This is a genomic window from endosymbiont of unidentified scaly snail isolate Monju, assembly GCF_000801295.1.
Taxonomy (GTDB): domain Bacteria; phylum Pseudomonadota; class Gammaproteobacteria; order Chromatiales; family Chromatiaceae; genus MONJU.
In genome coordinates this window covers 1,983,171-1,998,354 of sequence record NZ_AP012978.1, presented here as the reverse complement: position 1 = coordinate 1,998,354, position 15,184 = coordinate 1,983,171, and the positions used below count along the sequence as shown (strand labels likewise).

General features: G+C 64.9%; 9 protein-coding genes and 3 pseudogenes. 7 read left to right on the top strand and 5 right to left on the bottom strand.

Annotation, left to right across the window (positions count from 1 at the left end; translation table 11 throughout):
• Positions 1 to 15: 15 nt before the first annotated feature.
• Positions 16 to 966 (bottom strand): annotated as a pseudogene (locus tag EBS_RS09580) (dihydroorotate dehydrogenase-like protein); the annotation flags it as partial.
• Between the two features lie 56 nt (positions 967 to 1,022).
• Positions 1,023 to 4,521 (bottom strand): annotated as a pseudogene (gene nifJ / locus EBS_RS09575) (pyruvate:ferredoxin (flavodoxin) oxidoreductase).
• 284 nt (positions 4,522 to 4,805) lie between these two features.
• On the opposite strand from nifJ, the gene EBS_RS09570 reads away from it, so the two are divergent.
• Positions 4,806 to 5,519, top strand: a complete 714-nt coding sequence (locus EBS_RS09570) for a hypothetical protein (protein ID WP_148307726.1) — start codon at positions 4,806 to 4,808, stop codon at positions 5,517 to 5,519.
• 145 nt (positions 5,520 to 5,664) lie between these two features.
• On the opposite strand, the gene EBS_RS09565 is transcribed toward EBS_RS09570, so the two are convergent.
• The 3 genes from EBS_RS09565 to EBS_RS09555 form a co-directional block, all read right to left on the bottom strand.
• The gene (locus EBS_RS09565; protein ID WP_043108453.1) at positions 5,665 to 5,901 is read right to left on the bottom strand and encodes a hypothetical protein; all 237 of its coding nucleotides are present in this window, start codon (positions 5,899 to 5,901) and stop codon (positions 5,665 to 5,667) included.
• A 46-nt stretch (positions 5,902 to 5,947) separates the two neighbouring features.
• A complete protein-coding gene (acs, locus tag EBS_RS09560) occupies positions 5,948 to 7,891 on the bottom strand; it encodes an acetate--CoA ligase (RefSeq protein WP_043108452.1) in 1,944 nt (647 codons plus the stop codon).
• A 117-nt stretch (positions 7,892 to 8,008) separates the two neighbouring features.
• The gene (locus tag EBS_RS09555) at positions 8,009 to 8,875 is read right to left on the bottom strand and encodes a DMT family transporter (protein WP_043108451.1); all 867 of its coding nucleotides are present in this window, start codon (positions 8,873 to 8,875) and stop codon (positions 8,009 to 8,011) included.
• 112 nt (positions 8,876 to 8,987) lie between these two features.
• Here EBS_RS09555 and EBS_RS09550 point away from each other — a divergent pair.
• The 6 genes and pseudogenes from EBS_RS09550 to EBS_RS09525 all read left to right on the top strand — a co-directional run bounded on the left by EBS_RS09550 (position 8,988) and on the right by EBS_RS09525 (position 15,177).
• Positions 8,988 to 9,307, top strand: a pseudogene (locus tag EBS_RS09550) (DUF6394 family protein).
• 15 nt (positions 9,308 to 9,322) lie between these two features.
• Complete coding sequence (locus EBS_RS09545; RefSeq protein WP_043108449.1) at positions 9,323 to 11,023, top strand: potassium channel family protein; 1,701 nt, start codon at positions 9,323 to 9,325, stop codon at positions 11,021 to 11,023.
• Positions 11,024 to 11,106: 83 nt separating this feature from the next.
• Positions 11,107 to 11,631, top strand: a complete 525-nt coding sequence (locus tag EBS_RS09540) for a DUF302 domain-containing protein (protein WP_043108448.1) — start codon at positions 11,107 to 11,109, stop codon at positions 11,629 to 11,631.
• A 292-nt stretch (positions 11,632 to 11,923) separates the two neighbouring features.
• Positions 11,924 to 13,204 carry an NAD(P)/FAD-dependent oxidoreductase gene (locus EBS_RS09535; RefSeq protein ID WP_043108446.1) on the top strand — a complete coding sequence of 427 codons (1,281 nt, stop codon included), beginning with the start codon at positions 11,924 to 11,926 and terminating at the stop codon, positions 13,202 to 13,204.
• Positions 13,205 to 13,417: 213 nt separating this feature from the next.
• Positions 13,418 to 14,635 carry a flavodoxin-dependent (E)-4-hydroxy-3-methylbut-2-enyl-diphosphate synthase gene (gene ispG / locus EBS_RS09530; RefSeq protein WP_043108445.1) on the top strand — a complete coding sequence of 406 codons (1,218 nt, stop codon included), beginning with the start codon at positions 13,418 to 13,420 and terminating at the stop codon, positions 14,633 to 14,635.
• Between the two features lie 20 nt (positions 14,636 to 14,655).
• The gene (locus tag EBS_RS09525; protein WP_231892793.1) at positions 14,656 to 15,177 is read left to right on the top strand and encodes a GlcG/HbpS family heme-binding protein; all 522 of its coding nucleotides are present in this window, start codon (positions 14,656 to 14,658) and stop codon (positions 15,175 to 15,177) included.
• Positions 15,178 to 15,184: the final 7 nt, after the last annotated feature.

Sequence of the window (15,184 nt, the reverse complement as noted above, 5' to 3'; positions counted from 1 at the left end):
CCCAGGCCGTATGTTTCAGCTCCAGACGCTGGGGCGGAAGGTATAACTGTCGAGGATGTGCATGTAATTGGTGCGCTCGAAGGCTGAGGTGTCGGTGACCGCATACTGGCTGACCCGGCCGCGGAACTCGTCGATGGATTCGAAGCCCTGTTGCTCCATCCATTCCCGTGTACCCGTGATGATCTCGGCCAGGTGGGCGGGGCCCTTTTGCAGCAGGGCGGTGCACAGGTGTACCACGTCGGCGCCGGCGAGCAACAGCTTGATGGCGTCCTCGGTCGTATGGATGCCGCCCGTGGCACCCAGGGACACCCCTACCCGGCGGTGCAGCATGGCAATCCAGCGCATGGCCAACAGGGCGTCGGCCGAATTCGACGGGTGCAGGCTGTGTTGCAGCTGCAGGTTGTCGATATGGATGTCGGGCTGGTAGAAGCGGTTGAACAGTGAGACGCCTCGGGCTCCGGCGTTCTCCAGGCGCTTGACCATGTGGCCGATGGAGCTGAAGAAGGGCGAGAGCTTCATGTTGATCGGCAGGTCGATCTCCTCGCGCAGGTGCTTGAGCAGATCGATATAGCGCTGTTCGACGGTATGGCATTCCTCCCAGGGCGCCGAGGCGATGTAGTAGACGTTGAGTTCCAGGGCGTCGGCGCCACCCTCCTGCAACAGTTTCGCGATGTCCAGCCAGCCGCCGTCGGTCACCCCGTTGAGACTGGCGACGATCGGGATGTCCAGACTGGCCTTGAGCGCGGCGAGCTGCTCCAGGTAACGGTCCAGCTCGCCGGGAAAGTCCATGTGATCGGGCAGGTAGGAACCGGCTTCGGCATGACCGTGGTCCTGGTGGTGCAGGAAACGCACCATGGTCTCTTCCTCGGCGGTGATCGCCTCCTCGAACAGCGAATACATCACCAGGGCGCTGGCGCCGGCATCCTCGAGCGCGCGGGCCATGTCCAGGCTGCGACTCAGCGGCGAGGCAGAGGGAACGAAGGGGTTGTCGAGATGCAACCCCAGCCATTGGGTCTTCAGGTTCATGACGGTCTCCTCTCCTCCGGTCCGGCTTCGCCGGTCAGCTTGATGTGCGCCAGTTGCTCGTACAGCCGGAATTTTTCTTGCGCATGTTGCTGTGCCTGCTTGAGAAAGCGTTGTGCGGCTTCCGGATGGGTGCGGGACAATACCGAGAAACGGGTCTCGCTGCTGGTGAATTCCTCGTAGGGGATGCTCGGTGGCTTGCTGTCCACGTGCAGTGGACTCTCGCCGCGTTCGATACGGCGCGGGTCGAAGCGGAACAGGGGCCAGTGACCGGCATTCACCGCCAGGTTCTGCTGGCGGATGTTGTTCGACAGGTCCACGCCGTGGGCGATACAGGGCGAGTAGGCGATGATCAGCGAGGGGCCGGGGTAGCTCTCGGCCTCGAGGAAGGCGCGCAGGGGTCTGTACGTCCTTGGCGCCGAATGCCACCTGGGCAACATAGACGTTGCCGTAGCTCATGGCCATCAGTGCCAGGTCCTTCTTCATCACCGGCTTGCCGCCGGCCGAGAACTTGGCCACCGCGCCCAGTGGCGTGGCCTTGGAGGTTTGACCGCCGGTATTGGAATAGACCTCGGTGTCGAGCACCAGCAGGTTGATGTCGCGGCCCGAGGCCAGCACGTGGTCCAGTCCGCCGTAGCCGATGTCATAGGCCCAGCCGTCGCCGCCGATGGCCCAGACGCTCTTGCGTACCAGGTAGTCGGCCACCTCCAGCAGGTGGCGGGCATGCAACAGCGCTTCCACCAGCTTGCCGTCGAGCCGGTTGGCCAGGCGGGTCAGCAGCTCGCGGGCGTGAGCGGCACGGCTGTCCACCGCGACGCGCAGGCCCAGGCCGAACTCGGCGTTGTCCTCGAACAGGGAGTTGTTCCAGGTCGGACCGCGTCCTTCGGGGTTGGTGGTATAGGGGGTGGTGGGCAGGTTGCCGCCATAGATCGAGGAACAGCCGGTGGCGTTGGCGATCAGCATGCGGTCGCCGAACAGCTGGGTGGCGAGCTTGATGTAGGGCGTCTCGCCGCAGCCCACGCAGGCGCCGGAGAATTCGAACAGCGGCTGCATCACCATTGCACCCTTGAGGGTGGTGACCTTGAGTCGGCGGCGATCGAACTCCGGCAGCTTCAGGAAGAAGTCCCAGTTGGCGCGTTCGGCCTCGCGATGGGGGCCGACAGGGGCCATGTTGAGGGCCTTGCGTTCCGGGTCGTTACGGTCGCGGATGGGGCAGATATCCACGCACAGGCCGCAGCCGGTGCAGTCGTCAGGCGCCACCTGGTAGCTGATGTGGATGCCGGCCGGGAGCTCCTTGCCCCCGCCCTTGACCGGCACATGTTTGAAGGTCTCGGGTGCTTCGGCCGTCGCCGCCTCCGGGAACAGCTTGGAACGGATCGCCGCGTGCGGACAGACCAGCGGACACTTTCCGCAGTGGGTACACAGGGTCTCGTCCCAGATCGGGAGCTCCAGCGCCAGTCGGCGCTTCTCCCAGGCGGCGGTGCCCAGCGGCCAGGTGCCGTCGGCGGGGATGGCGCTGACCGGCAGCTCGTCGCCGCGCCCGGCGATCAGCGGTGCGGTGATGCGGCGCACGAAGTCAGGGGCCTCGGCGGGCACCACCGGCGGCATGCGGTGCCGACTGGATGGCGCCTCGGGCACCGGTATCTCGTGCAACTTGGGCAGGGTACGGTCGATGGCGGCGAAGTTGCGTTCCAGCAGGCGCCGGCCCTTGCGCCCGTAGCTCTTCTCCACCAGGGTCTTGATCTCGCGGATGGCAATGCCGATCTGCAGGATGCCGGTGATGGCAAAGAACGCGGTCTGCATGATGGTGTTGATGCGCCGCCCCATGCCCGTCTCGCGGGCGATGCGGTAGGCATCGATGGCGAACAGCCGCAGGTCCTTGTCGATGATCTGCTGCTGTACCTCGCGCGGCAGGTTGTCCCAGACCTGTTCCGGTGGGTGGGGCGTATTGAGCAGGAAGGTGCCTCCCGGTGCGGCTTTATCCAGCATGGGATAGCGTTCGAGGAAATTGGGCTGGTGGCAGGCCACGAACTGCGCCTGTCCCGGTTCGATCAGGTAAGTCGAACGGATGGGCTCGGGGCCGAAGCGCAGGTGCGAGACGGTCACCGCCCCGGCCTTCTTGGAGTCGTACTGGAAATAGCCCTGCACGTGCAGATCGGTCTGCTCGCCGATGATCTTGATGACATTCTTGTTGGCCGAGACAGTCCCGTCCGACCCCAGGCCGTAGAACACGCATTGGGTCATGCGCGCCACCGCGTCGGAGCGGAAGTTCGGGTCCCAGGCCAGGCTGCTGTGGCTCACATCATCGTGAATGCCGATGGTGAAGTGGTTCTTCGGTTGCGCCTTCTTCAGTTCCTCGAGCACGGCGGCGGCCATGCCCGGCGTGAACTCCTTGGACGACAGCCCGAAGCGCCCGCCGATCACCCGCGGCAGATCGGCGCGCAGGCCGTCGCCGAAGGCCTGCATCAGCGCGGTGCAGACATCCTTGTACAGGGGCTCGCCGTCGGCGCCCGGCTCCTTGGTGCGGTCGAGCACCGCGATGGCACGCACGCTCTCGGGGATCGCCGCCAGCAGGTGTTCTGGCGAGAACGGGCGAAACAGCCGGACCTTGATCAGGCCGACCGGCTCACCGCGCGCTGCCAGGGTATCCACTGCCTCTGTCGCTGCGCCCAGGCCCGACCCCATCAGCACCAGGACACGTTCGGGTTCAGGGTGACCGTGCTACTCGAACAACCCGTAGTGACGTCCAGTGGCCTCGGCGAAGGCGTGCATGCAGTCCTCGACGATACCGGGTGTGGCGGCATAGAAGGGGTTGACCGTTTCGCGACCCTGGAAATAGACATCAGGGTTTTGCGAGGTGCCGCGCAGCACCGGGCGGTCGGGGGTCATGGCACGGCGGTGGTGGGCGATGACGTCCTGTTCGTCGAGCAGGTGGTGGATCAGTGCCTCGGGGATGTCTTCGATCTTGTTCACTTCGTGCGAGGTACGGAAGCCGTCGAAGAAGTGCACGAAGGGCACGCGTGTGCGCAGGGTAGCCATCTGTGCGATCAGGGCGAAGTCCATCACCTCCTGCACGCTGGACGAGCAGAGCAGGGCATAACCTGTGCTGCGCACGGCCATCACGTCGGAATGGTCGCCGAAGATCGACAAGGCCTGGGCGGCGATGGAACGGGAGGCGACGTGCAGGATTGTGGGCGTGAGTTCGCCGGCGATCTTGAACATATTGGGGATCATCAGCAGCAGGCCCTGGGAGGCGGTGAAGCCGGTGGCCAGGGCGCCACCCTGCAGGGCGCCGTGGGTGGCGCCGGCCGCACCGGCCTCGCTCTGCATCTCGATCACCTGCGGCACCACGCCCAGCAGGTTGCGCCGTCCCGTGGCGGCCCATTCGTCGGCCCATTCGCCCATGGGCGAGGCCGGAGTGATGGGGTAGATGGCGATCACCTCGTTGGTCTGATAGGCGATGCGCGCCGCCGCCTCGTTGCCGTCGATGGTCAGCATGGTGTCCGTCTTGCGATGGTTTGGGGATTCGACAATGGCCCTGGAACGAGAGGTCGCGATCTGCTCTTCGAGCCACTTTATGTCGCTGCCCTCAGCTTGGGAGGCTGTCGGTCTGCGCGCAAGCGCTGGCGCTCCCGGGGTTGATGCAGGTCAATTCGGTGAAGGCGGGGGGTTGATCCAGGTCAGCCAGGCATCGAGGCCACCCGCGTCCCCGGGGCGAAGAATTGATTTCCGGGACCATCGCACCTATATGTGGGCCGGTGAACAACGAACCGGGAGGTGCCATGAACGATCGCTTGCGCAAGGTCCGGTGGCTGATGGTCATGGGGGCGGTACTGCCATCACTGGTTTATGCCGGTTTCGGTTTCGGATTCGACTCCGACAACGGCTTTTACGACTACGATCCCGAGCACTATCCCTGGGGGTATCCACCGCCGGGTTACCGGGATTACAACCCTCGCTGGTATTGGGGGACTCGCGACGAGCCCTCCACCTGGCGTTTTGACTCCCGTCCGCGCCCCAAGGCCAGGGAAGACAAGGGCAAGGGCTGGGATCGCAGCTGGAGCTTCGGGGACTGGGGCGACGACAATACCAGTCGTTTCAGTTTCGGGCCGCAGCGTTTCCACTTCGGTGATCGCTGGACTCCCTCCTTCGGCGACCGCTGGGGCAGAGGGCGTTATCCTTATCCCTATCCGCCGTATCCCGCCTGGGGCTGGGCACCGCCGCCTGGACCGGGCTATGTGCCGCCACCGGGCTGGCGTCCCTATCCCGTCCCGCCACCGGGGTCCGTAGTGCCGTCCGCACCGGCAAAACCGGGCAAGGGTCCGCAGAAACCGTCCTCCTCCTCAGCCGGGCCGGAAAAGGCCGAAGCGGCGAAGAGCGTGCCGCTCGACACCAGGCCCGCCAAGCCTGTACCGCCGAAGACCGAAAAGGGGGCGGGTGCGGCGGCACCCACAGAAGAGTCCAAGGCAGCCGCCTCTGCGCCACAGGCGACCTGAGCGCTGGCGGATAGGTGGGAGCGGCGTCCTCGCCGCGAAGGTTCGGCGCCTGTCTATCCGGGTAGCCGGTGAAACAGCGAGCTGGCCCGGATATTCCACTCTAGCCGGGTCCATGACCCTGTCAGGGTGGAGGCCGCAATGCCGCTCAGCCGATCAGCCCGCGCAGGCGTTCCAGTTCTTCTTCCAGGCTGTTGTCGGGGAAGGGTTCGTCGGCGCGGGCGTACCAGTAGACGGCGTTGCCGTGGTCGCCTTCCTCGCGGTGCAGCCAGGCGTGGATCAGGCAGGAGAGACGGTCGCCGTGCGACTGGATCAGCCGGTGCGCGGCGTCCCAGTTACCTTGTTCGAAGAGGGCGAGTGCCTTGCGATGAAACTCTTCTGCCATGGTCTCGGGGGTCGCCCGCCGGAATTGCCCGGCGGGCGACGGAGGGTCAGCGGTTGAGGCGGTTTTCGATGAGGTTGTCCACCACCGAGGGGTCGGCCAGGGTCGAGGTGTCGCCCAGGTTGTCCAGCTCGTTGGCGGCGATCTTGCGCAGGATGCGGCGCATGATCTTGCCGGAACGGGTCTTGGGCAGGCCCGGCGCCCACTGGATGAGGTTGATCTTGGCGATGGGGCCGATCTCCTTGCGCACCAGCTCGATCAGTTCCTTCTTCAGCGCGTCGCTGCCCTCTACGCCCTTCATCAGGGTGACATAGGCGTAGATGCCTTGCCCCGTGATCTCGTGGGGATAGCCGACCACCGCGGCCTCGGCGACTTTCTCGTGCAGCACCAGCGCCGATTCGATCTCGGCGGTGCCCAGGCGGTGGCCGGAGACGTTGAGCACGTCGTCGACCCGCCCGGTGATCCAGTAGTAGCCGTTCTCGTCGCGGCGTGCGCCATCGCCGGTGAAGTAGTAGCCCTTGTACATGGAGAAATAAGTGTCGTAGAAGCGCTTGTGGTCGCCGTAGACGGTGCGCATCTGTGACGGCCAGGGGTGTTTGATGGCGAGGTTGCCCTGGGCGGGGTTGCCTTCGATCTCGTTGCCCTGATCGTCCAGCAGTACCGGCTGCACGCCGAAGAAGGGCCAGGAAGCCGAGCCCGGCTTGAGCGGAGTGGCGCCGGGCAGGGGGGTGATCATGTGCGCGCCGGTCTCGGTCTGCCACCAGGTGTCGACGATGGGGCAGCGTCCGTCGCCGACCACCTGGTAGTACCACTCCCAGGCCTCGGGGTTGATGGGTTCGCCGACGGTGCCGAGCAGGCGCAGGCTCTTGCGCGAGGTTGCCTTGACCGGCTCGTCGCCCTGCGCCATCAAGGCGCGGATCGCAGTCGGCGCGGTGTAGAAGCTGGCGACATTGTGCTTGTCACAGACCTGCCAGAAGCGCCCGGCATCGGGCCAGGTGGGCACGCCCTCGAACATCAGCGAGATGGCGCCGTTGGTGAGCGGGCCATAGACGATGTAGCTGTGACCGGTGATCCAGCCGATGTCGGCGGTGCACCAGTAGACCTCGCCGTCCTTGTAGTCGAACACCAGCTTGTGGGTCATGGCTGCCTGCAGCAGGTAGCCGGCGGTGGTGTGCAGCACGCCCTTGGGCTTGCCGGTGGAACCGGAGGTGTAGAGGATGAACAAGGGGTCCTCGGCGTCCATCCGCTCGGGCTCGCAGACCGGCTCGGCGGCTTCGAGCGCCTCGTGGTACCAGATATCGCGATCGTCGTTCCATTCCACCGGCTCGCCACCGCGGCGCACCACGAAACAGCTATGAACATTGGGGCACTGTTCCAGTGCCTTGTCGGCATTGGCCTTCAACGGCAGCACCTTGCCGCCGCGGATCGACTGGTCGGCGGTGATCAGCACCTGGCAGTCGGAGTCGAGGGTGCGGCTGGCCAGCGAGTCCGGCGAGAAGGCGGAGAAGACGATGGAATGCACTGCGCCGATGCGGGTGCAGGCGAGCATGGCCACCACCGCCTCGGGGATCATCGGCATGTAGATGGAGACGCGGTCCCCCTTCTTCACGCCGCGTGCCTTGAGCGCGTTGGCGAATCGGCAGACATCCGCGTGCAGCTCGCGGTAACTGACCGCGCGGCCCTCGGTGTTGGGGTCGTCCGGCTCCCAGAGGATGGCGGTCTGGTCGCCGCGGGTGTCGAGGTGACGGTCCAGGCAGTTGTAGCTGACGTTCAGCTTCGCGCCCTTGAACCATTCGATGTGCAGGTCGTCTTCCATGTAGGACCAGTCGAGCACCTTGTCCCACTTGTCGAAGAAGGTCAGGTACTGCTCGGCCTGCTCGGCCCAGAAGCCCTCGGGGTCTTCGACCGAGCGTTGGTACATCGCCTGGTACTGTTCGGCATTGACATGGGCCCGGGCGGCGAAGTCTGCCGGGACGGGATAGACCTTGGACATGGATGCCTCCTCGCGTCCTCTTTATGGATGCGTCGCCGAATGATAGGGCATCGGCGCGCCTGCAGTGTAACCGCCTATCGTAGGTCAAGGCGCGCGGCTGCGACATTCGACCTTCGTCTAAGATGGGCGGGAGGCACGGTGCGAGAGCAGGCCGGCGGCCACGATCAGGCTGGCGACGAGCAGGAAGGGCAGGCCCAGTGGCTCGCCGAACAGCCACAGACCATACAGCGCGGCGGCCAGGACCTGTGCGTTCAGCCAGGGCGACAGGGCCGAGGCTTGGTGCAGGTGAAAGGCGCGGATCAGCATCAGGTGGCCGCTCGCCCCAAGCAGGCCCATGGCCGCCAGCAGGGGCCATTCCCCGGGCTGCGGTGGCACCCAGTAGAGGGGCGCGGTTAAGCTCAGGACCAGGCTGCCGGCCACCGTGGTGTGGAACAGGGTAGTGAGGGTGCGGTCGCGCCCGTGCAACCAGCGGGTGAGCACGAAATACACCGCCAACAGCAGTGCCGAGCCCAGCGGCAACAGCAGTGCCGGGTCGAAGGCGCGGAAACCGGGGCGGATCACCGCCAGCACGCCGGCCAGGCCCAGGCCGAGGGCCAGCCAGTGCAGTGTGCGTATCGGCTCGCCCAGCCAGCGCCCGGCGAGCAGGGTCACCAGTACCGGGGCGAGAAACAGAATGGCCGTCGCGTCACCCAGCGGTACTCGGCGGAGTGCCAGGTAGATGCCGAGGGTGACGCCCAGCAGGCAGAGGCCGCGCAGCAATTGCAGCCAGGGATGGGTCGGGCGCAGAAACGCGTGGTGGTGGCGCAGTCCGAAGAGCAGGCTCACCAGCACGGTGTGGAAGGTATAGCGTGCCCAGACTACTTGCGCCGCCGGCAGGTGTTGCAGGAGGTGCTTGCCCAGGGCATCCATGCCGGCGAGCACGCCGCATGCGGTGATCACCAGGACGATGGCGGGTAGCGGTCGTGATGGTGTGTCGCTTGGCATGGCCTCTCTGTCTGGTCGGAAGCGTCCGGTCTGGCATCCTGCATGTGCACGAGCCCCCCGCGCGGGGGTTTGCTAGGATCGGTGGAAGATACCAAATGGGGACGGGGGACAGATGAATCCGGAAAAGGTAATCTTCGGCTTCTTCATCGTGCTGTCGTTGACGCTCAACTTCGGCTTCGTGCTGGGTGGGATCGACGATCCGGCACATCATCATGTTTACGAGCTGTTCGCGGTGCTGCTGGCCACCAGCCTGGTGGCGATCATGCAGCTGTTCGCCGCGGTGCTGGTCTGGGTGATGGCGGTACACGTCAACGGCGGGGGCTGACCGAGACGGTCACCGCCAGCATCGTCTCGCTGTCGGCCGGCGCCATGCTGGCCAACGTGGTCTCGGTGATCCTGCTCATCATCGAGACGGTGATGCTGCGCCGCTGAGGCCGGACCGGGGCCATGAACAACATCGTCTTCCTCATCATGCGGCGCATGCGCCTGCCGCTGCTCACGCTGGTCGCGGTGTACGCGATCACGGTGTTGGGGATGACGCTGATCCCGGGGCAGGATGCCGACGGCAACGTCTGGTACATGGACATCTTCCATGCCTTCTACTTCGTCAGTTTCATGTCCACCACCATCGGCTTCGGCGAGATCCCCTATCCCTTTTCCGATGCCCAGCGCCTGTGGGTGACCTTCTCCATCTACGTCACGGTCATTGCCTGGCTATATGCCATCGGCACCATCATCTCGCTGTTGCAGGACAAGACCTTCCAGCGCGCGGTGGCCGAGCGCCTGTTTGCACGCAAGGTGCGCCAGATGCGCGAGCCCTTCTACCTGGTGTGCGGCTACGGCGAGACCGGGCAGACCCTGGTGCGCGCCTTCACCGAGCGGGGACAGCACGTGGTGGTGCTCGACTGCGACGAGGAGCGCATCGCCATGATCCAGCTGCAGGACCTGCGCGACTATGTCCCGGCGCTGGCCGCCGACGCGCGCCATCCGTTGCACCTGCAGGAGGCCGGCCTGCCGCACCCGGCCTGCGCCGGGGTGGTGGCGGTCACCGACGACAACCTGATCAACCTCAAGATCGCCATCACCAGCAAGTTGTTGCATCCGAACATCAAGGTGATCTGCCGCGCCGATTCGCGTGACGTCGAGGACAACATGGCCTCCTTCGGCACCGACGAGATCGTCGATCCCTTCGAGACCTTCGCCCGGTACCTGGTGCTGGCCCTGCAGATGCCCTGTCTCTACCTGTTGCAGCGTTGGGTGGGAGGGGAACGTGGTGCGGCGCTGGAAGAGCCGGTCTATCCGCCGGCCGAGGGGCGCTGGCTGGTCTGTGGCTATGGCCGTTTCGGCAAGGCCATGGTGGCGCGGCTGGCGCGCGAGGGTATCGAGTTCACCGTGGTCGAGGCGCGGCCCGACATCACCGGCGAGCCCCCGCCGGGTTATGTGTTGGGGCGCGGGACCGAGGCCCGGACCCTGCGCGAGGCCGGCATCGACGAGGCGGTGGGCCTGATCGCCGGCACCGACGACGACGCCAACAACCTGTCCATCGTCATGACCGCGCGCGAGCTGCGTCCCGACCTGTTCGTGATCCTGCGCCAGAACCAGTCGGAGAACCGCGACCTGGTGCATGCGGTGAGCGCGGACATGGTGATGCAGCCCAGCGCCATCATCGCCGAGCGCATCCGTGTCCTGTTGGCTACGCCCATGCTCTCGCGTTTCTTCTCTCTGGCGGCGCATCGCGAGAACGACTGGGCCTGCGAACTGGTCGCCCGGCTTATCGCCCTGCTGGGTGATCAGGTCCCCCTCGTGCGCGAGCTGGAGGTCGATGCCCGACATGCCGATGCCCTGCTGCGCCGCCTGGAAGAGGGTGAGCCGGTGTGCCTGGGCGAGGTGCTGCGCGATCCCTGGACGCGCGAGCGCAGTCTCTGCTGCATGGCGCTGATGGTGGAGCGTCGCGGCGAGCGTATCCTGGTGCCGGGCGACGATTTCCGCCTGGCGGCGGGTGATCACCTGCTGCTGGTGGGCCAGGAATCCGCCTTTACCCGCCTGGCCTGGAACCTGGGGCACGATGCCGCGCTGGACTACGTGCGCACTGGCCAGCCGGCGCCCCAGGGTTGGTTGTGGCGGCGGTTGACCCGGGGATCCCGCTGAAGGTCAGGGTTTGTCCGCGTTACCCGTCGTGTGAATCTGCGGCATACTGCGTGCATCTACCCTGCCGAGTACAAGGAGAGGCCATGAGAATCGCTGCCCTATTATCCCTGTTGCTGCTGGTTATGCTGAACGTTCAGGCGGCCGAGAAACAGAGGATCGACACTCCGCCGTTCGACGAGACGGTCGCCCGTCAAATGGTCGCCAACAGTATCCAGCGTTTTCCCCTGGCCGAGGACGTGACCATCGAGGACGCCATCGACTCCATGAAGCTGCGCGCCAACCAGCTCAACTTCAAGCTGGTGGCCGACCTGCCCCTGTCCGAGCAGGTCAAGGCAATGGGCGAGGAGTCCCGTTACATACGTATCCTGGCCTTCTGCGACGCGCTGATCGCCAAGCGTATGGTCGAGCACGATCTGATCTTCGCCGGTTTCCTGCCCTGCCGTATCGCGGTGCTCGAGGACGAGAACGGAAAGGGTTGGCTGGTGACCATGAACATGGACATGATGTTGCATGCGGTGGACCTTCCCGATGACCTCAAGCCCTTGGCGAAGCAGGTGCGCGATACCATCTACAGCATCATCGATGCCGGAGTGAACGGCGACCTGTGAATGACGCCGGCCGGCGCCACTTTTTCTGTCAGATGTGTCAGAATTTCCGTGCCCGACGAAAGGGCTTTGTGGTAGTATCGGCCGGGATCGGGTATCGCTGGATCCGGTCACAAAGTACATAACGACAACAGGCGAGCCCCGGTGCAGGGACGTTGCCGGAAAGCTTAAGAAGCGTCTCCAGACGCCGTTTGTAATCGCCCGAGGATCAGCGCTGTAGAACTTTGTGGTGGCTTCGCGATGGTGCCTGCCGCGCCATGGCCACCCTGTTGGCATTTTTGGAGGGTCAATATCAATGGCACATATTGTTGTATTAGGTGCGGGTACCGGCGGCATGCCGGCCGCCTATGAGTTGAGGGACGCGCTCGGTCGTGAACACCAGATCACCGTGGTCAACGAACGGGAGTACTTCCAGTTCGTGCCGTCCAACCCCTGGATCGCCGTTGGCTGGCGTGACCGCAGCGATATCACCTTCGACATCAAGCCGCGTCTGGAGCGCAAGGGCATCAACTTCGTCGCCAAGCGCTGTGAGAAGGTCGATGCCGAGAACAAGAAGCTCGAGCTCGAGGGGGGCGAGACGCTCGATTACGACTACCTGGTGATCTGTACCGGCCCGCGCCTGGCCTTCGAGGAGGTCGAGGGCTCTGGTCCGGACGCCCACACCGATTCCATCTGTACCGTCGATCATGCCGAAAAGGCATACGAGAATTACAAGAAGCTGCTCGAGAAGGGCAGCGGCACCATCGTCATCGGCGCCATGCCGTTCGCGTCCTGCTTCGGCCCGGCCTACGAGTTCGCCTTCATCGTCGATGCCGACCTGCGCAAGCGCAAGGTACGTGATCGCTACAAGATCAGGTTCGTCACCTCCGAGCCCTACATCGGCCACCTCGGCCTGGGTGGTGTGGGCGACTCCAAGGGCATGCTCGAGTCCGAGATGCGCAGTCACCACATCGACTGGATCGTCAACGCCAAGACCACCAAGGTGGAAGAGGGCAAGCTCTATTGCGACGAGCTCTCCGAGGACGCCGAGGTCAAGAAACAGCACGAGATCGAGTTCGACTTCGCCATGATGCTGCCGGCCTTCAAGGGCGTGGGTGCCGTGGTTGACGTGCTCGAGCTGTGCAACCCGCGCGGCTTCGTGTTCGTGGACGATTTCCAGCGCAACCCCAAGTACCCCAGCATCTACTCGGCTGGTGTCTGCATCGCCATCCCGCCGGTGGAGGCTACGCCGGTGCCGACCGGTGCCCCCAAGACCGGCCACATGATCGAGTCCATGGTCACTGCCATCGTGCGCAACATCGCCAACGAGCTGGAGGGCAAGGAGCCGGACCAGAAGGGCACCTGGAATGCCATCTGCCTGGCTGACATGGGTGATACCGGTGCGGCCTTCGTGGCCCTGCCGCAGATCCCGCCGCGCAATGTTGCCTGGTTCAAGAAGGGCAAGTGGGTGCACCTGGCCAAGATCGCCTTCGAGAAGTACTTCCTGCGCAAGATGAAGAAGGGCAGTTCCGAGCCCATCTACGAGAAGTACATCCTCAGCCTGCTGGGCATCAACCGCCTGAAGGACAAGAACTGACGGTTCGCGTCCCGATGATCCAACCCGGCGACCCGCGAGGGCGCCGGGTTTTTTATTGGACCTGTCGAACATTCGGCCCGGGGACGGGTCTCCTATGCGCAGGAGCGGCGTCCTCGCCGCGAACAACCCAACACAAACGGAGAGCACGGTGACGCCCCGGGCGGGTCGCTGCTACACTTTTCGCCCTTTCCAGCCCGTTCGGGAGCACTCGGCATGATTTCGCGTCACAGGACAGTACAGGTGCGCATCGGCAAGGTGGCGGTGGGCGGTGGTGCGCCGGTGGTGGTGCAATCGATGACCAACACCGACACGGCGGATGTCGAGGCCACAGTCGCACAGGTGAGGGCGCTGGCACGCGCCGGCTCCGAACTGGTTCGACTCACTGTCAACACGGCGGAAGCAGCCGAGGCAGTGCCGCGGATTCGTGATGCACTGGACGCGGCCGGGGTCGAGGTGCCGCTGATCGGGGACTTCCACTTCAACGGTCATCGCCTGCTGGCAGAACACCCGGCCTGCGCCGAGGCGCTGGCCAAGTACCGTATCAATCCTGGCAACGTGGGCAGTGGTGAGAAGAAGGATGCCCAGTTCGCGTCCATGATCGAGACGGCCATCCGCTATGACCGTGCGGTACGCATCGGCGTCAACTGGGGCTCGCTGGACAAGGCACTGGTAGCGCGCATGATGGACGAGAACGCGCAGCGCGCTGAACCGCTGGATGCCGATGCCGTGATGCGCGAAATCATGGTGGCCTCGGCGTTGGAGAGCGCACACAAGGCCGAAGCGCTCGGCCTGTCGCGTGACCATATCGTCCTCTCGTGCAAGATGAGCGGTGTGCAGGACCTGATTGCGGTCTATCGCCTGCTCGCGGAGCGCACCGATCATGCGCTGCACCTGGGGCTCACCGAGGCCGGCATGGGCTCCAAGGGCATCGTTGCCTCCACCGCCGCGCTGGCGGTATTGTTGCAGGAAGGCATCGGCGATACCATCCGCATCTCGCTCACGCCCGAGCCGGGCGGTGACCGTGCCGAGGAGGTGCGGGTGGCACAGGAGATCCTGCAATCCATGGGGCTGCGTGCCTTCATGCCGGCGGTGATCGCCTGTCCGGGGTGTGGACGCACCACCAGCACCTATTTCCAGCAGCTCGCGCAGGACATCCAGTCCTACCTGCGCGAGCAGATGCCGGTATGGCGCGAGCGCTATCCGGGGGTCGAGACCATGGACGTGGCGGTGATGGGCTGCGTGGTCAACGGTCCGGGCGAGAGCAAGCATGCCAATATCGGCATCAGCCTGCCGGGGACTGGCGAGCGTCCGGCCGCGCCGGTCTACATCGACGGCGAGAAGGCCGTGACGCTCAAGGGGGAAGGTATCGCCGAGGCGTTCCAGGCGATTGTCGAAGACTATGTACGTTCGCATTATGGTGGCGAGCGGTAAGCATTGAGGAGGAGAAGAAGATGAGCAAACCTTTCGAGGGGGAGATGATCAAACGGTTTCTTGCGGGCCTGGCGGCCGGGATGATGGTGTTCTCCGGAGGCGTGACAGCCGAGGAGGGTCTGACAGTATCGCTCAAGCGTCTGTCGCTGGAGACGGCGAGACAGATCGCCGATGCGGCCTTGGCCGATTGTCGCGACAAGGGCATTCAGGTCGCCGTCACCGTGGTCGATCGTGACGGCATCCCCCAGGTGGTGCTGCGCGACAGCATCGCGCCGCGCATTGCCCTGGAGATCAGCCAGGGCAATGCCTATGCGGCCGCCATGTTCGGTGTGCCAACGTCGGAACTCGGCAGTCGTGCCAATACGCCCATTGGGCGGGTGCCCGGCCTGGTGATGTCCGCCGGCGGGGTGCCGGTACAGGTTGGCGGGGTCCTGCTGGGTGCGGTGGGGGTCTCTGGGGCGCCCAGCGGCAAGACCGATGAGGCCTGTGCGCGTGCCGGTATCGAGGCAGTGCGTGAGGACCTGGAGATGGACGATGGCTGAGCGGCTC